Genomic DNA, 22,886 nt, shown 5'->3' on the forward strand with positions numbered 1-22,886 from the left:
AAAATAATGCCAAATTTATTAAATCGACTTAAAACACAAATTGATATGCTTGAACAACAAATTACTTTATCAGAACAAAAGCAATATCAAGAACATTATTTTGATGAGCATTTATTTCATACGAGTAAAATAGTTACTGATAATGCGTTCTATCTTGAAAAAATTAAGCAAACCTATCTATCTTTAGTTCATCATGTAATGTCACAAAAATTCGAGCAGATTACTTTTTTATCCGAAACATTAGTTAATCAAATTACTGCTTTAACCCGTGAATTAGCAACTCATCAATTACGCAAAAAAGAACAAGATTCCCTTATAGAAGAAACGCTTTATGAAAAACATTCACGTCATTTAGATTATTTGCGTCGATTACAAGAAATGAAATTCGAATTGGAACTTTCTCCTGAATTCATCGATCCTGTTAAAATTGCTTCACTTGATAACCGAATTTACCGTTGTGAGCAAGCAATAAGAAAAATTGAATTAGAAATAGAAAGTGATATTAGTATTTAGCTTTTTAAAATATTACGGTCTAAATCTATTTTTGAATGTGACTAATCAAAAATGCAAATGTTGTATGTTCTTTCACTTTTGATGGTGCCTTTTTAAATATTTAAAACATATTTTATGTTTATCGAAGGCAATGATGTTTTTGAATTAATATAGCATATTAATCTACTTAAACCAGTTAATCTCGTAATAAGACATTAATCTGTAAAATTCACGGATACTTTTTTCATTTATTTTTTATTATTTAAAAAGTTAATCTTTATCTCTTAAATGAATATTATAAGTATTAGTTAGTATCATCTTTTTGGGTTATATTTATAATGTTAGTATTATTAGCTACCATAACTCTGCGCTACCCTATTTAAAGCCACTTATTAAGGATTCTTTTATGAGTATAATATTTGATGATAACTCACAAACTATCGGCCATACTCCACTTGTTCGCTTAAAACATTTTGGTCGTGGTAATATCTTAGCTAAAATTGAATCGCGTAATCCAAGTTTTAGTGTGAAATGTCGTATTGCATCAAACATGATTTGGGATGCCGAAAAACGTGGTTTGTTAACATCAAATGTCAAATTAATCGAGCCAACAAGCGGCAATACAGGTATTGCGCTTGCGGCCGTTGCCGCAGCTCGAGGTTATAAATTAACTTTAGCTATGCCAGAAAGTATGAGTATAGAACGTAGAAAACTCCTTAAAGCACTTGGCGCTAACCTTGTATTAACCGAAGCAGCAAAGGGCATGAAAGGTGCTATTGAAAAAGCCGAAGAAATTGTTGCTAGCAATCCTAAAAAAAACATCATGCTGCAACAATTTAGTAATCCAGCCAATCCTGAAATACACGAAAAAACAACCGGTCCGGAAATATGGCAAGACACCGATGGTCAAATCGATATTTTTATCGCAGGCGTAGGAACGGGCGGCACATTTACTGGCGTTACACGTTATATTAAAAATGTGCAGGGTAAGGCTATAACTGCAGTTGCTGTTGAGCCAACCAATTCACCAGTAATTACCCAAGCGCTAACAGGCAAGCCGATTAAACCAGGTCCGCATAAGATTCAAGGTATTGGAGCTGGTTTTATTCCTGCAAATCTTGATTTAAGTTTAATTGATCGGGTTGAAAGGATATCGGACGAAGAGGCTATCGAAACAGCTCGTGAATTAATGGAAAAAGAAGGCATATTAGCAGGAATCTCGTCTGGTGCAGCCGTTTTTGCAGCCCATCGCTTAGCAAAATTACCCGAAAATGCTAATAAAATGATTGTAGTTATTTTACCATCTTCTGGTGAACGTTATTTAAGTACTGATTTATTTAGTAGGGTTTTTACAGAAAAGGAATTAGATTAACTCTAATTTGAGAGCAAAAAGCGTAATAACATAATCATTACGCTTTTTATATTTATGTGTTCTTATTTATAATTAATTGTCTTGAATAATCCCAAAATGACGGTAGGCATGTGGCGTTGCAATTCTACCTCGAGGGGTTCTTTGAATATAACCTTGTTGAATTAAAAATGGTTCAAGCACGTCTTCTATTGTTTCGCGTTCTTCACCAATAGCTGCAGCAATATTATCTAAACCAACAGGACCACCCATAAATTTTTCAATAATTGCAAGTAATAATTTGCGATCCATGTAGTCAAAACCTTCATTATCAACATCAAGCATATCAAGTGCTAGCATTGCTATTTTCTCATCAATGATTCCCTTTGATTTAACATCCGCATAATCTCTTACTCGACGTAATAAGCGATTGGCAATTCGAGGGGTTCCTCGTGAACGTTTAGCAATTAAATGTGCGCCTTTATCTGATAAATCCATACCTAAAAATTTAGCGCTACGGCTCACAATATATTCCAAATCTTCAACTCGATAAAATTCAAGACGTTGCACAATACCGAAACGATCCCTAAGTGGCGAGGTTAGTGAACCTGCTCTTGTTGTAGCTCCAATTAACGTAAACGGTGGAAGATCTATTTTAATCGAACGTGCAGCTGGTCCCTCGCCAATCATAATATCTAATTGATAATCTTCCATAGCTGGATATAAAATTTCTTCTACAACTGGGGAAAGTCGGTGAATCTCATCAATAAAAAGCACATCATTTGGTTCGAGATTTGTTAACATAGCAGCTAAATCACCGGCTTTTTCAAGTACAGGGCCTGAAGTAGTGCGTAAATTAACGTTCATTTCGTTGGCAACTATATTAGCTAAAGTGGTTTTACCCAATCCTGGAGGTCCAAAAATTAATACATGGTCAAGTGCATCTTTACGTTGTTTTGCTGCTTGAATGAAGATTTTCATTTGCTCTCGCACTTGAGGTTGGCCAATATATTCATCCAAATATTTAGGACGAATCGCACGATCTAGCGATTCTTCTTCTTTTTGAACTTGTGGTGCAATCAAACGATCCGCTTCAATCATACTTAATCCTTATTTTATAACGCCGATTTTAATGCTTCACGAATGAGTGTTTCACAATCCATATCATGACTGATGACTTTACTAATGATACGGCTAGCTTCTTGTGGCTTATAACCTAATGCGATTAATGCCGAAATTGCTTCACTTTCAATTTGGTTGGATGATTTTTTGTGTTCGCCTGTCTCAATGATCATATTAGTGGCAGATAACTCTTCACCTAAACGTTTGACCCGATCTTTCATCTCAACAATTAATCGTTCTGCGGTTTTTGTACCAACCCCAGGTAATTTAACGAGTGTTTTTATTTCACTTTGTTCTACGGCATTAATAAATTGTTGAGCAGACATTCCTGATAAAATAGCTAAAGCTAATTTGGGACCAACACCATTCACTTTTATCAATTCACGAAACAATTCACGTTCTTGTTCATGATTAAAACCATATAATAGCTGTGCATCTTCACGAACAATAAAATGAGTTAATACCATTACTTCTTGACCATTATTAGGTAACTCATAAAAACAAGTCATAGGCATAAAAACATTATAACCTACTCCTCCGACTTCAATCAGTACTTTAGGGGGTTGCTTTTCTATAATTGTTCCGCGTAAACGACCTATCACAATGTATCCTCAGTACAATTTATGTTGCTTTCAAAAATCGCCAATAATAATTTAAATTCAAATATCATTATGACATAGCAGCATAAAAGTTGAATTTTTGATGATGCTAATTGACAATTCACATTAAAACTAATGTTGGTTAGTTTACCTGATAGAATAAAAATAATAAAGAAAAACTGTATAAATAGACAGTCAAAATGTTGAGCTAAAATTGAGATCTATGATTTATGTAATATATTCAAAAAAGTGGAATGTTATTACTTACAATAAGGAAAAGTAGTAAATGATTTTATTTTTATTGGGAAATAACCTTGAATTAATAAGCGAAAATTAAGCTCTTTTGAATTTCCGCTCTTTTTCAATTAATAATAGAGTCGACGCCCTATTTAAAACATTAACATATTTTAAATAATTGATAATTAAAATGGCATTTTAAAACCTGGTGGTAATTGCATTCCACCAGTTACTTGTGCCATTTTTTCTTTTTGTGATTCGTCTAAACGGCGAGTAGCATCATTAAAGGCTGCTGCAATAAGATCTTCTAACATTTCTTTATCATCTTCGGAAACTAAAGAAGGATCAATTTCAACACGTTTACAGTTATGAGCCCCATTTATAGTAACTTTAACTAAACCTGCACCTGATTCGCCAGTAACTTCTAATTTAGCAATTTCTTCTTGAGCTTGTTGCATTTTTGCTTGCATTTGTTGAGCTTGTTTCATTAAATTGCCCAAACCACCTTTACCACCTGAAAACATAATTCTTCCTCATTATTAAATATATTTAGCCCATAATTATACAGGACGAATACTAGCTTCATCAATCTTGGCTTCAAAATATTGACAAATCAGTGCTACTTTTGGATCGCTATTTATTGTGGCTTTTGCTTGGAATACTTTTTGTTGGTATAAGTCTTCACGCATTTCTAAAGGGGTTTTATTCGTTTGGTTATCATCTATAATAATTTTCACATTTAATGTACATTGTCGATACTTGGCTAATGCTTTTTCAACTTTAGCAACATTATTTACTGAATTAATTAGGTGTTTTACAGATGATCGCGTATGTAAAACAATATTATTACTATCTATTTGCTCAATAAATGAGTTAATGACGATCTGCTTAATTAATGGTGGTAAGTCTAACTGCTCAATTTCAGCGCACCATGCATCTTTTTTTGCCATTTCATCAATTAATTTTTTTAACATTTCAGGGGTTTTATCACCATTTAGCGACTCACGAAATGTTTTAGTATTAATAAGTAAATCATCTTTAACTTCAACTAAACCACGAGATTGCCATTGATAATTCTCAGCTGTAATTTCCTCTTCATTATTATGTTGAATATTATCAAGTTTATTGACATTATCTATAACTTTTGAGAGGCCATTTTTCTGGCTTAGTGATTCGCTTACATTAAGATGTTGTGGTTGAGTTTGCTCAACCGATTCAGGCTTTTTTGGATTTTGTTCCTCTTTTATCAATTGCATACGCATTTCTAAAATACTTTTAGTTATAGATGAAACATCATCTGGCGCTTGCAGCTCTTGTTTTTCTTCATTTGAATCAACATTCAGCACATTTTTTTGTTTTGCTTGATGCTGTTGTTTGTCAGTTGTACCGGACTCCATTGGTTGAGATACTTGATAAAGCAATTCATCCTTTATTGTAGACGAACCAATATTAACTTTAACTGGTTGTTTTATTGGTGTTGCGACATTTGTTTTTGCTGTATGCAATTGTTTTTGTGGTTGTGCATCTTTTGTTACTGAGGAAGAGGTTGGCATCTCAACTAAATCAACCGCCTTTGGTATAAAAGCCAAAGCTCGAAGAAAGCTCATTTCAACACCAATTTTCTTATCTGGTGCAAAAGCTAGTTCTTTTCTTCCCATTAGCAAAATTTGATAAAACAATTGAACATCATTTGGCGCCATATATTGTGCTAGATAACGAATACGTTCTTCGTTATCAGTATAGTCACCTAAAGCAGTTGGTACTACTTGTAATAATGCTATTTGATGTAATAATGTAATAGTCTCTGCTAATAAATTATCCCAATCTGCACCTTGCCTAGCTGCAGCTTCAATTTGCTGCATTAATGCATTACCATCACTTTGATAAAGCGCCTCAACTATCGAAAACGGTATAGATTTATCTAGTGTACCTAACATAACAGTAACTGATATTACATCAACTTTGCCATTTCCTAGGGCGATGGCTTGATCTGTCAAACTTAAAGCATCACGCATACTTCCATTAGCTGCTTTAGCCAATAAATGCACAGATTTTGGGTCATGTTCAATTTGTTCTAACGTTAGAACATGAGTAAGTTGACGTTCAATAAGTGTAGTGTCCAATACATTCAGATGTAAGTGTAAACAACGAGACAAAATAGTAATTGGCAATTTTTGCGGATCTGTCGTTGCTAACAAAAACTTAACATGCTCTGGGGGTTCTTCTAGCGTTTTAAGTAATGCATTGAAGCTGCTACGCGATAGCATATGAACTTCGTCTATTAAATAAACTTTAAAGCGCCCTTTAGTTGGTAAGTATTGAATATTATCAAGAATTTCTCGAGTATCCTCAACTTTTGTACGTGAAGCTGCGTCAATTTCGAGTAAATCAACAAATCGCCCTAATTCGATATCGCGACAATTATCACAAGTACCACATGGTGTTGCCGTTATACCGCTTTCACAATTTAATCCTTTTGCTAATAAACGAGCAATTGAAGTTTTTCCTACACCTCTGGTTCCTGAGAACAGATAAGCATGATGAACTCTTCCAAGCGAAAGCGCATTTGAAAGAATTTTTAAAACATGTTGTTGTCCTACCACTTCAGAGAATGATTTTGGTCGCCATTTGCGAGCTAAAACTTGATAACTCATAATCACCATTGCTTATTGCTAATAAATTGATACAGATCATATCATAACCCAACAAGATAGTCTTTAATGTAGGATAACCAATTCATAAATCTTCTCCCTAATCTGTTTAATAATTAAGAAAATTTATAACTCTTATGTTTAATTATCATCAAGCGGTTAATACCAAATTAATCTGAAAGGTGAAGAGCATTAGCTTCTTAATATTTATAGGAATGCAACTCTAATCGTTTATGCTTCAAATTTTTCAATCTTATATTAGTAACACTAAATTCTCTTCATTGACTTTAAAGACAAACCTATATAAGATCAGCCCTTAAATAAAAAACTTAACCTCATGAAAAAATTATAGAAAATTATTTTTAAATAAAATAGCACTTAAACAAGTGTAGTTTATATTGTTTAATTTCTGATTTTTTCATTTTACTTTCACATGGTTGTATTTTTATGAGCATTAAATACAGAGCTGATATTGATGGACTAAGAGCTTTAGCTGTTTTATCTGTCATCATTTTTCATTTAAATAACGCTTGGTTGCCAGGTGGATTTATTGGTGTTGACATTTTTTTTGTTATTTCAGGATTCTTGATTACAAAAACAATCTACACTGAAATGCAAACTAGCCAATTTACTTTCAAAAATTTTTATCAACGCCGAATTAATCGCATTTTACCCGTATTTTTTGTAGTGATATTTACTTCTTCTTTCTTTGCTTGGTATATACTATCGCCAGACGAATTTGAAATATTTTTGAAAAGTGTTAAATCAACAACTTATTTTGCGGAAAATGTTTTTTTTGCCAAAAATACAGGTGGGTATTTTGACCTTTCCGCTGACAATATGGCAATACTGCATACATGGAGTTTAGCGGTTGAAGAGCAGTTCTATATCATTTTGCCTTTTATCTTACTCTTTTTACTAAAAATAAAATGTAATAAAAATAAAGTATTATTTGTTTTAGGTGTGATCGCTTTTTTATCATTTTGCTTAGCGCAAATTTCACCATATTATTATTATCTTAGCCGCCAAAATTATTATTCGCTCTTTACCGGTCGGGCTGGTGAACTGCTAATTGGCTCTATTGTTGGCATTATCTCTACTGAAAATAATACCAATTCAAGCTGGCTTGGCAATTTAAAGGGAAATTCTTGTTATAAAAATTTCTTTTCATTAATGGGATTTACTATTACCGTATGTTCAATTATCTTTATATCAAATGATTTTCTTTTTCCAAGTTTTATAACGGTTATTCCAGTTGTTGGCTCAGCCTTAATTTTATACTTTTCTGATAAAGACACTCTTTTATTCAAAATGTTATCTTATCGCCCTTTTGTATTTATTGGTCTGATATCTTACTCGCTTTATTTATGGCATTGGCCAATTATCTCTTTGTTGAAACAGTACTTAATTATCGATGATTTAACTACGCCAATTGAAATCTTATCTGTCCTTATTACAACTTTTATATTATCTTTATTGAGTTATTTTTTCATAGAAACACCCTGCCGGAAAAATAAGAAGAGTTTCAAATTTTCATTTTGTTGTTATTACCTTATTCCTGTGTTAATTATTTTCTGTTTTTATGAAACTCAAAAATACACAAAATTTGCAGACAAAATATTTGTCGAAAGATTTAACATTGATAGGGGTAACTCTCTTCGTTGGGTTCAGGGAAAAGATGATTTTCTATTTTTAGGCGATAAAAATGAAAAAATTATTAGAAAATTAACGCTATCAATAAGACCAACAAAAAAGCAACTCAAAGCATCAACTAAAATTTTTGGCAATATTACTAAGGAAGCCACTAAATATGGCACCAAAGTTGTCTTATTGATTGGTGCAGATAAAGCTAGAATTTACCCAGAATATTTACCTGATCAGATTCACTTATCTAAAGTAAGGTATATAGACTTCTTTCTTACTGAATTACGTAAAAATAAAAATTTAATCATTTATGATTCAGAGCCTGATTTATCAGTTGCAGCTAAAGAAAATGAAAATTTTATTTACCATCGCACTGATTCACATTGGAATTCAAAAGGTGCTTATATTGCCTATACTGGCTTTTTAAAAGAGCTTGGCATCCCTCTTATTGATGTCAAATTTACATTAATTGATAGTAAATATGGTGACATTGCTGATATTGCTGGATTAAAAAAGAAAGATTTAACCTTTCATAATGATGATAATTTTAAAGTTTCTTTTAATTTACCTCAAGATGTTAAATGTACTTATATAGGCTTTACACATATATCTTTTGGAAATAATGAAGATTGTATTAATTCTTTAGCACCTATTGATAAAAAAGTATGGGTTATTGGTGATTCTTTTTCTCGAGCATTAAGAGAGTATTTTTCTGCAACTTTTAAAAATGTGCGTTTTATGGGACATTGGCATGAACAATTACCAATATTGCCTAAAGAGCTAGCAGAAAGCAAAGAAAAACCAGATATTGTTGTTATAGTTAAAATTGCACGATCTTTTTAAAAGATTTAGCTTATAAATTAAGCTAAACATCTATTTTACAGTTTATAAAACCTTATAGTTTATTCTTTCAACGAATTTAACTATAAGGTTTTTTTTAAGTTTTTAATGTAGAACAGATACAAAATTATAATAATTAAATTTGCCTTTTAATATAAGAATTATATCCCATAAATTTACTGATTTTTTCCAACGATGAGCCTATTTACATTCATATAATATGCACTTCCATTTGTTATGTTATTTATTATCTAATACTTCAAAGAAGCGCTCATATTATTAATTTGTCCTAAATTAGACTTGATTAATATTAGCTATTTTTTAATATAAAATCATTAATTTTATCTAAAAATAAATTACCATATTTTTCTAATTTTATTTTACCTACGCCAGTAATATTGAGTAATTGTTGTTTGCTTTCTGGCGTAGTTTGAACCATTTCAAGTAATGTGGCATCACTGAAAATAATATAAGGAGGTACATTTTCATCATCAGCAATATTTTTTCGTAATTTTTTAAGGTTACCAAATAAAATACGCTCTTCATAAGATAGAATCGTAGTTAAATTAATCGCCCGAGCATAACGATTTAAGCGGCTTTTCTTAACTACTTCAAGCCTAGGTTTAGCCAAAGATAAGGCAATTTCACCTTTTAATATTTGTCGAGCATCTTCTGTTAATTGAAGTGTATTATGAGCGGCAAAATTTTGAATTAGATACCCATGATAAATTAATTGTCTAATTATGCTTAACCAATAATCTATCGAATGTTCTTTTCCAATACCATATACAGATAAACGATCATGACCATTTTCTTTAATTTTGGCTCTGTTAGAACCCCGTAAAATTTCAGCAACATATTGTGCACCAAAACGCTGTTCAATACGATAAATGCAGGATAATACCTTTTGTGCATCCACCAAACCATCATAATGTTCCGGAGGATAAAGGCAAATATCACAGTTATTACAAGGCTCATGCCTTTGTTCACCAAAATAGTTAAGTAATACTATTCGACGACAAGTTAGGCTTTGTGCAAAAGACTGCATTGCATCAACTTTATGCAATTCAACTTCTTTATGTTGACCATCCATTTTTTCGCTTATTTGTTGTCGATACCAACTCAAATCATTAGCATTAAATAACAATATTACTTCAGCAGGAACACCATCGCGCCCTGCCCGACCTGTTTCTTGATAATAAGCTTCAATACTTCTTGGACAATCTGCATGAATAACAAAACGAACATTGGGTTTGTTGATACCCATACCAAATGCCACTGTTGCAACTATAATTTGAACATCGTCTTTTAAAAATGCTTCTTGTGCTTGTTGACGTTCCTGATTAGTTAATCCAGCATGATAAGCAGCAACAGAAAAACCACGACTACTTAATCTAGTGGTCATATCTTCAACTCGGGAACGACTTGAACAATAAATAATGCCACTGTTACCTTTTTGCGTTTCAATAAAAGACACAATTTGCTCAGTTAAATTATATTTTTCAACAACCGTATAACGGATATTTGGGCGATCAAAGCTCCGCACAACCACTAATGGATTAACCAACTTAAGCTGATTTATTATATCGCTTTGTGTCATTTTATCGGCAGTTGCCGTTAACGCAACAATTGGGACACTTGGAAATCGTGATGAAAGTTGTCCTAATTGACGATAATCAGGTCTAAAATCATGCCCCCACTGCGAAATACAATGTGCTTCGTCAATTGCAAATAAAGAGGGAGGATTTTGCTCAATTAAACTTTGAAAAGAAGATAGTGCCAATCTTTCAGGAGAAATATACAAAAGCTTTATAGAATGACTGAGATATTGTCCAATAACTTTTTGCTGTTCCTCTGTCGATTGCGTAGCATTAAGGTATGCTGCTGGTATACCATTAGCCGCTAGCTGATCAACTTGATCCTTCATTAAGGATATCAGTGGTGAGATCACCAAAGCTGTTTTAGGTAATATTACTGCCGGAATTTGATAACATAATGATTTACCGCCACCTGTTGGAATGATAATTAATGTATCACATCCCTCGATAATTGATTCAATGATCTCTTTTTGTTGATTTCTAAATGATTTATAACCAAAAACATTATGTAGAACCGTTTCAATCTGATCTTTTATCGACATACTAACCTAAAGTTACTTCTTACTGATTTGCCGAGTATAGCTAAAATCATGGCAACAAACCACCTTCAATGAATAATTGTTTACAATTTTAGTTTATATAAACAAGATAAACTGGCAAATAATGTCTTTTTTATAATCAAAAACGTTCAACAGTCGAAAAAACAAGCAAAAAAAATTTTTTTTACTTGCTAGGAATTAATTTGAGAGCTAATATTTGCGTGTTTTAAATTTACGCCCGTAGCTCAGTTGGTTAGAGCATCACCTTGACATGGTGGGGGTCAGTGGTTCGAGTCCACCCGGGCGTACCAAGTTAAATCTTTTTTTGTGAACTTTACTAGCCTTATTTAATTTGTTTGAAGCAAAACAAGCCATTTTCTAACAGCAATTTAAACTTTATATATTCTTTCAAATAAATTACATTTTGGATTGTTCTTCTATGATTTCATCATTGCTAATTCATATTAAAAAATCAAACTACTCATAGATATGATTTGCTACTACGAGTTATATTCATCCCTGATTAGCTACATAACCTTGCATAAAACCACTATCTAGATTCGTATTTGGATTATCTTTTTCGCGATTATTCAACCCTAATTATCTCAACCTCCATTTCTCATTGTTGCTAGCTTTATCGCTTATTACCTAAAGCTATTACATAGATAAACCCAATATGATTCTATTGGGCTTTACAAACAAGTTTCAGGTATAGCAATTTGATATGTTTTGATCAAGGGTTCAATTTGCGCTAAGGGGGATTTAGCGGTACTTACAAAATTGCTTTTAGAATCAACATATATTGTTTGATATTTAATATCTTTTAAAGTGATTTCTAATTTTAATGGCATAGTATATTTATCATGACTACAAGCTATATTATCATAATCAGCTTTATCTATGATTTTATTACTATTATCTTTCCAAATATACTCTATTGTACTTGAAATAGGTTCATTAGGATCGAATATAGTTCCATTAATATCATCCTCTAAAATTTTCGGAATAAAATAGCTTTTAATAACAAAATCGCCAAGCTTAGCTGTTTTATCAAAAAATTTTACCTTATCACTTGTAATATTTCCCAACTTTTCATTATAGTCTGTGCCTTTATAATTAAACCCTAACTTATCAATTATCGGCACATTTACAAAAAATTCTGTTTTATACCCTTGAATAGAATTAACGGCTACAGCTGAAAGAGACGCATTAGCAGTAATTAAACCATTAAATATTAAAATGACAGATAAAATACCCAATTTAACTGTCATTTTTCTTTTTATACACGTTCCTAATTTTAAAATTAATAAACTAAATAAAAATTTTTTTGTTTTGTTAGAATTGTATAGATAACGTTTTTTATATTGCTTCATATATTTCTTTATTAATAAAATAACAAATAAAATTAATTATAATATTGTTAATAAGATTACATAAATTTAGCTAACACCCGAAAATTTAAGAAAATTTCAGTCAATGAAAAACCGGCGGTATTATTGATCAAGATAATCGATCTATCAATGTAAAATTAATGGAAATAAACTATCAAATAAATACGAAATTTTTATTAATTTTTAGTGTTAATTTTGAGCTAATAGGTAGGCTGTAATAATATGGTTAATAAATTAATAATTATTTTTGAATAGTCAGTTATAATAGATATTTATTTATAAATATTAAATTAACAAGTTATTAAGCAATCAATAGAGAAAAGAAACTGTAAATATAGATGAACAAAAATTTCTTTTCTCTCCCACTTAAAGCTTATTAAGTTTTTACTTATCTTTTTTATTTAACCTAAGATTTTAGAATCAAAAGATCATATTGGAATAAAGTAAATCTAGTCATATTGATGAGAATAAAAGCACTTTGTCATCAAGAAAAATAACTAACCACTGTTTCTTGATGACAAAAAAATATTTAAAAATTAATTTCAGTCCCCACAAAGTATCTTCTACCTTCTAAGGTTTTACCAAAATCATCGTTAGTTACATTTTTATCAAATAGATTATAAACACCAGCATAAATCTTGGCTTGTTTGTGTACTTGATAAGATGCACCGATGTCCCAGAAAGTATAGCCCGGATATTCAACTTTTGTGCCATCACGGTTATTAGACGATTCCATACCATAATAGGCCATTTTTATCCATAAATCCCATTGTTGGGCAACATACCAATCTAATTGAGTATTAAATTTTTGTTTAGGTGTTCGATTTAAAGATCGCCCTTTAAATTGACCACTTTTTTGTTCTGTTTTTGTCCAAGAATAGTTAGATGTTAATAGGAAATCAGTAAATAAAGGCGTTTTAAATGAAAATTCAAGGCCTTTAAGATCGGCTTTGCCAACATTTTCACGGCCTTGTATAAAGTCAAACTTTTTACTATAACCATTCAATAAGCACTTACTTCCTTTTTTACGATTACAAATATAATATGATTGAATTTTGTCTTTATATTTTGTGTAAAATGCAGTTGCAGAGACATCAATACCATAATCATTAGTATAACCTATACCAATTTCGAAATTATTTGTTTTTTCTGGTTTTAAAGCTGGATTTCCAATGATTACACCATCAGAATATCCGCCGCCAGTGACTTGCCCCCAATCCGTCACAACATAACGTAATTGTGGTGTAGCATAACCTGTAGAATAACCGCCTTTTAACGTAAAGTTATCATCAATATTCCACACACTGTAAACTCTTGGATTCCAGTTGCTACCATAATTTTCATCTTTGTTATAACGTAATCCGAATGTTAAATTCCAATTTTCTAAAATACGTAATTCATCTTCTCCAAATAACGCATAATTCCAACGATCAATTTTAGATAATGTCGTTTTTAGTTGATTTCCTTTGTCATGCAACTCTTGATAATTGTATTTTCCACCTAAAGTAAGCATATTAATACTAAAAGGAATAGTAACACGAGTATCTACATCTGTATTTCGGATCTTCATGTTTCTTTTAGGATTATTATTTCCTTCATAAGAAACAAATGAAGTTGTAGAAACATCACCAAACAAACCATTATGTGTTAAAGCAAACGTATTTCGTCTATTATCTCTATTAAAATCACTTCTAGATTTATCTCTTGTTTTGCCTGCAGTTGCATTACTATTTTGTAAAGCTCGTCCAAAATCGAGATCAAATTTTTGTGTATCTGAAGCATTTAAAGATAATTTACCATTTAAACTACGTAATTTTTGTCCTGCATGACCAGCAAGAAATTTATCTTCATGACGATTTGAATACTGCCCATAAAGTTGTATACCTAAAACATCATCAATAATCGGTCCCATGGTAGAAAAACTACCAGTATATGTATCTTTTTCTTTTGAACGATAAGGAATAACCGATTCTAAACGTATACCACTTTGCCATTTATTTGACACTTTTTTGGTAATAATATTAACAACCCCTCCCATCGCATCAGAACCATATAACGATGACATAGGACCGCGAACCACCTCAATACGTTCAATCGCCGTTAATGGTGGTAACCATCCTTGTTCAAATCCTGAATTATCACTATTTGGTCTTGTTTCGCGGGTACTAACCTTTTTTCCATCAACTAATATTAGAGTATATTTGGCATCCATGCCACGAATACTAATATCAGTAGAATCACCACCACCGGTGATATTTAATCCAGGAATATCTTTTAACGCATCTGTGACATCACGATAAGATTTGTTACTCAACTCTTGCGGTGTAATAACCGAAATAGTTGCAGGCGCTTCCTTGATCTGTTGAGAAAACCCTGAAGCTGTTACTACCATGGTATCCATTTCTGTATTAGCCGCTGCTAAAACCGAAGGCGATAATGAAAATAAAAAACCTGTTTGAATGGAAAATATAGCCAATTTTAAATTTTTGATATTACTCATTTTATATAACCCTATTATTTATAATGCTATTTCACCGAAAAATGCTTTTATGAACATTACAATAATTGAGAATAATTATCAATATCTTTTATGTAAATGATTTTTACTAGACAAATGACAATTATTAAATGATAATAATTATCATTTAATAAAATAAGGGAATAATTATGACTAGAAAGAAAAAGCTACTATTAAGTAGTATTGTATCAATTATATTAGGCTTAGCCGGATGCCAATCAACAACAACAATGAGTGTAACTGCCAACAACCAAACGGTACAAGTTCCTAAATCGCCCGAAAAAGTTGTTGTCATGAACTATGGGGCATTAGATACTTTAGATGCGTTAGGTAAAGGTTCGATAGTTGTAGCAACTCCACTATCAGTTATCCCATCTTATTTGCAACAATTTAACAAAACATCAATTACCGATACCGGCAATATGAAAGACCCTAATATTGATGCAATCAGACAAGTTAAGCCAGATTTAATTATTATTGATGGACGTCAAGCTAGTAAAACTGAAGATCTATCTAAAATTGCACCAGTCATTAATTTAAGTGTAAACGCCCAAAATTATGTTGAATCAATCAAAAATCATATTCAAGTGCTAGCAAAAATTACAGAAACCGAAAGCAAAGTAGATAATATTATTCAAGCATTAGATAAAAAAATTCAAAGTGCACAAGCCTTGGCTCAAGCCTGTGCTAAAAAGGCTATTGTTGCTATTCATAATAATGGAAAGATGATTCTTATCAATTCAAGCTCAAGCGCAGCATTGATTCACGATGTACTAGATGTTAAACGAGCGGTACCACTCACCGTTATGCCCGCAAATAACTTAATAGGCAAACCAAAACCAATTTTTATTGATGATAATTACATTAAATCAGTCAAACCTGATATTATCTTCGTTGTTGATCGAAGTAAAGCAATTGGCAATCAAGGGATGAATGAACATTTTTTCTCTCAGCAAGCGCTGGACAAAAGTAAAACACATGTTGTTTATCTAACCCCTGATCTATGGTATTTATCTGGCGGTGGTGCAGAAAGTATAAATCGTCAAATTGACGAAATCATTAATGCATTAAAATAATATAACTTGATTGATTGTTAACTTTCTATTTTTTAAAAGCCTTTATTGTCAATAAAGGCTTTATTTTATGCTGATAAATATCTGAGAAATACTCAATAAATAATTCTTTTTATTCAAACGAACTACTTTCCGAGTTATTACTAATACTTAATAGATAAGCCAAAGCATTGTTAATGTAAATTTGAAATTAGAAAATCGGTATATCAACTATGAGGAAATGTGATAAAATGCCGACTTTATTTTGATTTGTAAATGATAATTAACAAATATAGTTTATTGAATTCTCAAACAATACCTCTTTAATATAACACGCTATTATAAATACTATGAATATGTTACCTCCTACAATTGGATTTGTGAGCCTTGGCTGTCCTAAAAATTTAGTTGACTCTGAACGAATTTTAACCGAACTACGCACACAAGGTTATCAAGTCGTACCTAGCTATGAAAATGCCGATCTGGTCATTGTAAACACTTGTGGATTTATTGACAGTGCAGTGCAAGAATCTCTAGAAGCAATCGGCGAAGCTCTTAATGAAAACGGCAAAGTCATTGTAACCGGATGCCTAGGTGCCAAAGAAGATCAAATTAGGACTGTACACCCAAAAGTTCTTGAAATTTCAGGTCCACACAGCTATGAAGCGGTGCTAAACCATGTTAATAAATATGCACCAAAACCTGCTTATAATCCATTTACCAGTTTAGTCCCCCAACAAGGTATAAAGCTAACACCAAAACATTATGCTTACCTAAAAATTTCTGAAGGTTGTAATCATAGTTGTACATTTTGCATTATTCCATCATTACGAGGTGAAATGATTAGTCGCCCTATTGGTAACGTGCTTGATGAAGCAAAACGACTAGCCGACAGTGGTGTTAAAGAATTATTAGTTATTGCACAAGATACTTCAGCTTACGGCGTTGATATCAAAAATAGGACCAGTTTCTGGAATGGAATGCCATTAAAAACTGATATTCAAACGCTTTGCGAACAATTATCAAGTTTGGGAATTTGGGTCAGATTGCATTATATGTATCCTTATCCAAGTGTCGATAATCTAATTCCATTAATGGCAGATGGTAAAATTTTGCCTTATTTGGATGTACCATTACAACACGCAAGTCCAACAATTTTAAAATCAATGAAACGCCCAGGATCCATTGACAAAACCTTAGAACGAATTCATAAATGGCGTGAAATCTGTCCTGATATCACGTTACGTTCAACTTTTATAGTTGGGTATCCTGGCGAAACAGATCAAGATTTTGAATTACTGCTCAACTTTTTGTCGCAAGCACAATTAGATCGGGTTGGTTGCTTTCCATACAGCCCAGTAGAAGGTGCTGTAGCAAATAAACTTGCTGATCAAATTCCAGAAGCAATCAAACAAGAACGTTTTGATCGCTTTATGCAATTACAACAAAAAATCTCAACGCAAAAATTACAAGCCAAAATAGGTAAAACATTAGCTGTTATTGTTGACGAAATTGATGAAGAAGGTGCAATTGGTCGTAGTATGGCTGATGCCCCTGAAATTGATGGTGTTGTTTATCTAAACGAAGAAAATCAAGTGAATGTTGGTGATATTGTTCAAGTTAACATTGAACATTCAGATGAATACGACTTATGGGGAACGGTTAAACGGTAACAATATGAAACAACATTATAAACACGAAATAAAAAATCTTGTTAAATTATCGGTTCCAGTGCTTATCGCACAAGTATCACAAACTGCGATCACCTTTGTTGATACTATCATGGCAGGCAATTATAGTAAAACGGCACTTTCAGGTGTTGCCATTGCTGTCTCAATTTGGTTACCAACAATCTTGTTTGGACAAGGTTTGTTAACTGTATTAACTCCGATCATAGCAAACCTAAATGGCGCGGCTAAACGTGATCAAGTCGCTAATTATACTCGACAAGGTGTAGTAATTGCCTTGGTATTATCTTTGCTAATGATGTTACTTTTATATCATTCCGACCAAATAATCAGTTTAAGAAGCTCCATCGATCGCCCTATTGATCCTGAAATGATGGAAGTAGCTATCAAATTTTTACGCTCCATTATGTGGGGCGTACCTGCCTTCTTGCTATTTTTGGTTTATCGCAATCAATGTGAAGGTTTATCAAACACTAAACCTGCAATGGTGATTATATTTATTGCCCTACTTGCTAACATTCCCATTAATTATGTTTTAATCTATGGGAAACTAGGTCTTCCCGCTTTTGGAGGTGCAGGATGCGGGATTACCGCTGCAATAATATTTTGGTTAATGTTTATTTTAATACGCTTATATACATTAACTGCAGCAAGCCAGCGTGATATATGCAAAACATCAGTAATAAAACTGGTTGATATTAGTATTATAAAAAAAATCATCGTGCTTGGTATGCCGCTTGCTTTAGCTTATTTCTTTGAAATGAGCTTATTTGCAGTAATTGCACTATTAATTGCACCATTAGGGCAAATAACCGTTGCTGCACATCAAATTATATTTACTATTAGTAGTTTAACCTTTGCCATTCCATTATCGCTAGGAGTAGCTACCAGTATTCGCGTTGGTTATTTACTGGGTAATAAAAAACCAACATTGGCAAAACAAACCGCTTACATCAGTTTAGCCATATCCTTAGCAATCGCTATTATAGTTGCACTGATTTTAGTTATTTTTAGTTCACCAATCATTACAATATTTACAAAAGAAAATGCTGTAATTGCTATTTGTATGCAGCTTATTATTTTACTCGCTATCTATCAAGCGTCTGACTATTTACAAGTGGTAGCCAGTAATGTGCTTCGAGGTTATAAAGATACTAAAAGCATCTTTTTTATCACACTTCTTTCTTATTGGGGAGTTGGATTGCCTGTTGGCTATATTCTAGGATTAACCGATCTAATCATAGAACCAATTGGTGCAGCTGGCTTTTGGATAGGTATTATTTCAGGGCTTGCTGTTGCAGCACTCTTGCTAATTGCAAGAATGATCTTCATACAAAAACAGCCCTCTAAGATCATCTTAAAGCGCGCATCAAGGTAAATTTTTTATACAGCAAAAACGCCATCAAAAGCTCAAATGATGGCGTTTTTCTTTTATTATTTCAATAAGCTATTTGCTTGTATAAGCACATTTTCAACCGTGAAACCAAACTCTTTGAATAATTGATCCGCAGGTCCTGATTCACCAAAGTTGGTCATACCAATTACTTTGCCATTAAAACCCACATATTTATACCAATAATCGCTAATACCCGCCTCAATGGCAAGGCGAGCTGTGACTGACGATGGCAATACTGACTCTTTATAATCCTGATCTTGTTTATCAAACGCATCGGTTGATGGCATTGACACTACACGCACTTTCTTACCTGCTTGAGTCAATTGTTGATAAGCTTCAACGGCAAGCTCAACTTCTGAACCTGTAGCGATAATAATCAGCTCAGGTGTACCAGTACAATCATTTAAGATATACCCCCCACGATAAACATCAGCGAGCTGATGGGTAGTACGCTCTTGTTGTTTAAGGTTTTGTCTTGAGAAGATTAATGCCGTTGGACCATCTTTACGTTCAATAGCATATTGCCATGCAATTGCTGACTCAACTTGGTCGCAAGGACGCCAAGTGCTGACATTTGGTGTCATCCGTAAGCTCGCCATTTGCTCGACGGGTTGATGCGTTGGCCCATCTTCACCCAAACCAATTGAATCGTGTGTGTAGACAAATAATGAACGGATTTTCATTAACGCAGCCATACGAATAGCATTGCGTGCGTACTCCATAAACATTAAGAATGTTGCACCATAAGGAATAAATCCGCCATGTAAGGCAATACCGTTCATGATTGCTGACATACCAAATTCTCGCACACCATAATGGATATAGTTACCATCAGCATTAGCTAAAATTTCTTTAGAGCCTGACCACATGGTTAAGTTACTTGGTGCTAAATCTGCTGAACCACCTAAAAACTCAGGTAATGCAGGAGCAAAAGCTTCGATTGCATTTTGTGATGCTTTACGAGTAGCAATTGTTGCTGGATTAGCTTGTAGTTTATTGACCACATCGTTAGCAATGTGTGACCAGTCTGCAGGCAGATCACCATTAACGCGACGTTTAAATTCTTTAGCTAAATCAGGGTAAGCCTTAGCATAAGCGTCAAAACGAGCATTCCATTCATCTTCGCGTTGTTTGCCTTTTGCTCTAGCATCCCAAGCATCATAATAATCTTTTGGAATATCAAAAGCTGGATGATTCCAACCTAGTGCTTTACGGGTTGCTTCGATTTCGGCATCACCTAGTGGTGCGCCGTGACTTTCATGGCTACCGGCTTTATTTGGTGAACCAAAACCAATCACTGTTTTACACATTAGTAATGATGGTTTATCGGTTACTGCTTGCGCTTGTTCGATCGCTTCTTTTAAAGCTTTAGCATCATGCCCATCAATACCAGGAACAACATGCCAACCATAAGCTTCAAAACGTTTTGCCGTATCATCAGTAAACCAACCATCAACCTCACCATCAATTGAAATACCATTATCGTCATAAAATGCAATTAGTTTACCTAACTTTAGTGTACCTGCTAATGAGCACACCTCGTGCGATATTCCTTCCATCATACAGCCATCACCCATAAACACATAAGTATGGTGATCAACAATAGTATGACCTGCTTTATTAAATTGTGCCGCTAATGTTCTTTCTGCAATTGCCATACCTACAGCATTGGCAATACCTTGCCCGAGTGGGCCTGTGGTTGTTTCAATACCAGGCACATAACCATATTCTGGGTGACCTGCAGTTTTTGAATGCAACTGACGGAAATTTTTAAGATCATCAATCGTCACATCATAACCCGTTAAATGCAATAGGCTATAGATCAACATAGACGCATGACCATTTGATAAAACAAAACGGTCACGATCAGCCCAATTAGGATTCGTTGGATTGTGTTTTAAAAAGCCACGCCAAAGCACTTCAGCCATATCCGCCATTCCCATAGGTGCACCAGGATGCCCAGATTTTGCTTTTTGCACTCCATCCATGCTTAATGCCCTTATCGCATTCGCCAGTTCGCGGTGAGATAGTGTGGTTGCATTCATTTTATATTCTCCAAAAAATATTTGAGTAAATAATCGTTAGTATTTACAAATTAAGTAGGTTTATTAATTCCCTAATGACCTTAACGAAGAAATAAACAGAATAAAAATGGGGAGTTAGCTCCCCATTTTGTAAAAACGCTTTATAAGAAAGCACCTATCATATTTTCTAATTTAACTTGATCAACAGCAAATGCACGAATCCCTTCGGCTAATTTTTCAACTGCCATGGCATCGCTATTGTGTTTCCATCTAAATTCAGCTTCAGTCATTGATGCAGGACGATCAATCACTGCTTGATTTGGATTGAGTTTTTGCACAACTGGCTCATTTGATTGTTGCATTTCGGCAAGTAAATTAGGTGCAATAGTTAATCTATCACACCCGGCTAACGCCAAAATCTGATCAACTTTACGGAAACTTGCGCCCATCACAATAGTTTTGTAACCATGTTGTTTATAATAATTAAAGATATTGCGAACAGAAATAACGCCTGGATCTTCATCTGCATTGTAAGGATCAATAGGTTTTTTAGTTTGATACCAATCATAAATGCGCCCTACAAAAGGCGAAATTAAAAAGACATTTGCTTCAGCACATGCACGCGCCTGCGCAAACGAAAACAATAATGTCAAATTACAATTAATACCTTCTTTTTCAAGAACCTCAGCCGCTTTAATACCTTCCCATGTTGAAGCAATTTTAATTAAAATACGCGACGTATCAATATCCTTTTCTTTATAAAGCGCAATAATTTTACGTGCTTTTTCAATACATCCTTGTTTATCAAAAGACAAACGAGCATCAACTTCAGTAGAAATCCTACCTGGAACAGTTTTTAAAATCTCAGCACCAATATTAACAGCAACTTGATCACATGCATTAACTAATTGCTGTTCTTTGTTACCACCTAGTTTTTTAGCTGAGTCAACCGCCGAATCAATTAGATAACGATATTGGGGAAGCTGAGCTGCTTTTAATACAAGAGAAGGGTTTGTTGTGGCATCCTCAGGAGAAAACTGCTTAATTGAATCAATATCACCCGTATCGGCGACAACAACGGTTAATTTCTTAAAATTTTCTAATTGACTCATACTTCTTTTATCCTCAACAGCATTAGTTTGCAAAAAGACTATAATAACATTTATCCAATAATAAAACGACTTTGTTGATAGCCATTCTAAAGCTATGTATTGAATGTTAATTGAAACAAAATAGCTAAAACTATTATACCTTGGTTATTTTGAATTCTGTTATTAAGGCTTTATTTTAGGGTATACTATTTTTATAATATAAATCACATTTTTAATGTGATGAAAATCACGAAATTAACTTTATTTGCATAATGAAAGCAATATTTTAAACAACAAATAACAACACAAAAAGCAGATAAAATGTTCATCTATATTTTTTTATTTTATAAACTTATTGTTCCAATTAGCAAAAATATATAAATCTTTTAAATCCAAACATAAACAAATTTAGGCTTTAAATGACAACTTAAGCATGAACTACATTGATTTGTTTTGCATAACTGTTCTGGCTTTAAAATTATTTGCTGAATCTTTCCTTTTTTGATCCAGAAAACGAGCATCTGTTCGACGGCACTTTCAGGTAATCGAAAGTGATTTGATATATTATGTAATTCAACGCGCCCTTTTAATTGCACATAGTCACGAATTGAAGTTATTAGCATCTTAAATAATTAAAGGGTAGGAAAATTCCTACC

At 33.1% G+C, this 22,886-nt stretch carries 16 protein-coding genes and 1 tRNA gene; 7 read left to right on the plus strand and 10 right to left on the minus strand.

Annotation, left to right across the window (positions count from 1 at the left end; all coding sequences use genetic code 11):
• The first annotated feature begins 6 nt into the window (after positions 1-6).
• Both priC and cysK read left to right on the plus strand, forming a co-directional pair.
• A complete protein-coding gene (gene priC, locus A9G48_RS00630; RefSeq protein WP_034946341.1) occupies positions 7-513 on the plus strand; it encodes a primosomal replication protein PriC in 507 nt (168 codons plus the stop codon).
• 385 nt (positions 514-898) lie between these two features.
• Positions 899-1,864 carry a cysteine synthase A gene (cysK, locus tag A9G48_RS00635; RefSeq protein ID WP_065575655.1) on the plus strand — a complete coding sequence of 322 codons (966 nt, stop codon included), beginning with the start codon at positions 899-901 and terminating at the stop codon, positions 1,862-1,864.
• A 72-nt stretch (positions 1,865-1,936) separates the two neighbouring features.
• On the opposite strand, the gene ruvB is transcribed toward cysK, so the two are convergent.
• From ruvB to dnaX, 4 genes are all read right to left on the minus strand, one after another.
• On the minus strand, positions 1,937-2,941 hold the full coding sequence (ruvB, locus tag A9G48_RS00640) for a Holliday junction branch migration DNA helicase RuvB (protein WP_034946348.1): 1,005 nt from the start codon (positions 2,939-2,941) through the stop codon (positions 1,937-1,939).
• A 14-nt stretch (positions 2,942-2,955) separates the two neighbouring features.
• Positions 2,956-3,564: a Holliday junction branch migration protein RuvA gene (gene ruvA, locus A9G48_RS00645; RefSeq protein WP_034946350.1), complete on the minus strand. Its 609-nt coding sequence runs from the start codon at positions 3,562-3,564 to the stop codon at positions 2,956-2,958.
• A gap of 419 nt (positions 3,565-3,983) precedes the next feature.
• On the minus strand, positions 3,984-4,322 hold the full coding sequence (locus tag A9G48_RS00650) for a YbaB/EbfC family nucleoid-associated protein (RefSeq protein ID WP_034946353.1): 339 nt from the start codon (positions 4,320-4,322) through the stop codon (positions 3,984-3,986).
• Between the two features lie 36 nt (positions 4,323-4,358).
• The gene (gene dnaX, locus A9G48_RS00655) at positions 4,359-6,452 is read right to left on the minus strand and encodes a DNA polymerase III subunit gamma/tau (protein ID WP_065575657.1); all 2,094 of its coding nucleotides are present in this window, start codon (positions 6,450-6,452) and stop codon (positions 4,359-4,361) included.
• A 444-nt stretch (positions 6,453-6,896) separates the two neighbouring features.
• On the opposite strand from dnaX, the gene A9G48_RS00660 reads away from it, so the two are divergent.
• The gene (locus A9G48_RS00660) at positions 6,897-8,936 is read left to right on the plus strand and encodes an acyltransferase family protein (RefSeq protein ID WP_051825272.1); all 2,040 of its coding nucleotides are present in this window, start codon (positions 6,897-6,899) and stop codon (positions 8,934-8,936) included.
• A 307-nt stretch (positions 8,937-9,243) separates the two neighbouring features.
• On the opposite strand, the gene recQ is transcribed toward A9G48_RS00660, so the two are convergent.
• A complete protein-coding gene (gene recQ / locus A9G48_RS00665; RefSeq protein WP_034946355.1) occupies positions 9,244-11,073 on the minus strand; it encodes a DNA helicase RecQ in 1,830 nt (609 codons plus the stop codon).
• A 231-nt stretch (positions 11,074-11,304) separates the two neighbouring features.
• On the opposite strand from recQ, the gene A9G48_RS00670 reads away from it, so the two are divergent.
• Positions 11,305-11,381 (plus strand) — tRNA-Val (locus tag A9G48_RS00670).
• Positions 11,382-11,762: 381 nt separating this feature from the next.
• On the opposite strand, the gene A9G48_RS00675 is transcribed toward A9G48_RS00670, so the two are convergent.
• Positions 11,763-12,443, minus strand: coding sequence for a hypothetical protein (locus A9G48_RS00675; RefSeq protein ID WP_034946358.1), 681 nt, complete (start codon positions 12,441-12,443; stop codon positions 11,763-11,765).
• A gap of 547 nt (positions 12,444-12,990) precedes the next feature.
• Complete coding sequence (locus A9G48_RS00680; protein WP_034946361.1) at positions 12,991-14,961, minus strand: TonB-dependent receptor domain-containing protein; 1,971 nt, start codon at positions 14,959-14,961, stop codon at positions 12,991-12,993.
• 167 nt (positions 14,962-15,128) lie between these two features.
• Here A9G48_RS00680 and A9G48_RS00685 point away from each other — a divergent pair, with 167 nt between their 5' ends.
• From A9G48_RS00685 to A9G48_RS00695, 3 genes are all read left to right on the plus strand, one after another.
• Positions 15,129-16,055 (plus strand): siderophore ABC transporter substrate-binding protein, encoded by a 927-nt coding sequence (locus tag A9G48_RS00685; protein ID WP_034946364.1) that lies wholly within the window; start codon positions 15,129-15,131, stop codon positions 16,053-16,055.
• 332 nt (positions 16,056-16,387) lie between these two features.
• On the plus strand, positions 16,388-17,704 hold the full coding sequence (gene rimO, locus A9G48_RS00690) for a 30S ribosomal protein S12 methylthiotransferase RimO (protein WP_034946367.1): 1,317 nt from the start codon (positions 16,388-16,390) through the stop codon (positions 17,702-17,704).
• 4 nt (positions 17,705-17,708) lie between these two features.
• Positions 17,709-19,097, plus strand: a complete 1,389-nt coding sequence (locus A9G48_RS00695) for an MATE family efflux transporter (protein WP_034946370.1) — start codon at positions 17,709-17,711, stop codon at positions 19,095-19,097.
• A 56-nt stretch (positions 19,098-19,153) separates the two neighbouring features.
• Here the strand turns inward: A9G48_RS00695 and tkt are convergent, their stop codons facing one another.
• From tkt to A9G48_RS12050, 3 genes are all read right to left on the minus strand, one after another.
• Positions 19,154-21,160 (minus strand): transketolase, encoded by a 2,007-nt coding sequence (gene tkt, locus A9G48_RS00700; protein WP_034946374.1) that lies wholly within the window; start codon positions 21,158-21,160, stop codon positions 19,154-19,156.
• Positions 21,161-21,300: 140 nt separating this feature from the next.
• Positions 21,301-22,251: a transaldolase gene (gene tal, locus A9G48_RS00705; RefSeq protein ID WP_034946377.1), complete on the minus strand. Its 951-nt coding sequence runs from the start codon at positions 22,249-22,251 to the stop codon at positions 21,301-21,303.
• Between the two features lie 365 nt (positions 22,252-22,616).
• Positions 22,617-22,853 carry a FeoC-like transcriptional regulator gene (locus tag A9G48_RS12050; protein ID WP_034946380.1) on the minus strand — a complete coding sequence of 79 codons (237 nt, stop codon included), beginning with the start codon at positions 22,851-22,853 and terminating at the stop codon, positions 22,617-22,619.
• Positions 22,854-22,886 lie beyond the last annotated feature (33 nt).

It is taken from the genome of Gilliamella sp. wkB18 (assembly GCF_001690875.1).
Taxonomy (GTDB): domain Bacteria; phylum Pseudomonadota; class Gammaproteobacteria; order Enterobacterales; family Orbaceae; genus Gilliamella; species Gilliamella apicola_A.

Bases quoted from the DNA above. Each gene is read 5' to 3' on its own strand.
- A9G48_RS00660 (WP_051825272.1), top strand. From the start codon at position 6,897: ATGAGCATTAAATACAGAGCTGATATTGATGGACTAAGAGCTTTAGCT.
- ruvB (WP_034946348.1), bottom strand. From the start codon at position 2,941: ATGATTGAAGCGGATCGTTTGATTGCACCACAAGTTCAAAAAGAAGAA.
- A9G48_RS12050 (WP_034946380.1), bottom strand. From the start codon at position 22,853: ATGCTAATAACTTCAATTCGTGACTATGTGCAATTAAAAGGGCGCGTT.
- priC (WP_034946341.1), top strand. From the start codon at position 7: ATGCCAAATTTATTAAATCGACTTAAAACACAAATTGATATGCTTGAA.
- cysK (WP_065575655.1), top strand. From the start codon at position 899: ATGAGTATAATATTTGATGATAACTCACAAACTATCGGCCATACTCCA.
- tal (WP_034946377.1), bottom strand. From the start codon at position 22,251: ATGAGTCAATTAGAAAATTTTAAGAAATTAACCGTTGTTGTCGCCGAT.
- A9G48_RS00695 (WP_034946370.1), top strand. From the start codon at position 17,709: ATGAAACAACATTATAAACACGAAATAAAAAATCTTGTTAAATTATCG.
- A9G48_RS00685 (WP_034946364.1), top strand. From the start codon at position 15,129: ATGACTAGAAAGAAAAAGCTACTATTAAGTAGTATTGTATCAATTATA.
- rimO (WP_034946367.1), top strand. From the start codon at position 16,388: ATGTTACCTCCTACAATTGGATTTGTGAGCCTTGGCTGTCCTAAAAAT.
- tkt (WP_034946374.1), bottom strand. From the start codon at position 21,160: ATGAATGCAACCACACTATCTCACCGCGAACTGGCGAATGCGATAAGG.
- A9G48_RS00650 (WP_034946353.1), bottom strand. From the start codon at position 4,322: ATGTTTTCAGGTGGTAAAGGTGGTTTGGGCAATTTAATGAAACAAGCT.
- recQ (WP_034946355.1), bottom strand. From the start codon at position 11,073: ATGTCGATAAAAGATCAGATTGAAACGGTTCTACATAATGTTTTTGGT.
- dnaX (WP_065575657.1), bottom strand. From the start codon at position 6,452: ATGAGTTATCAAGTTTTAGCTCGCAAATGGCGACCAAAATCATTCTCT.
- A9G48_RS00675 (WP_034946358.1), bottom strand. From the start codon at position 12,443: ATGAAGCAATATAAAAAACGTTATCTATACAATTCTAACAAAACAAAA.
- A9G48_RS00680 (WP_034946361.1), bottom strand. From the start codon at position 14,961: ATGAGTAATATCAAAAATTTAAAATTGGCTATATTTTCCATTCAAACA.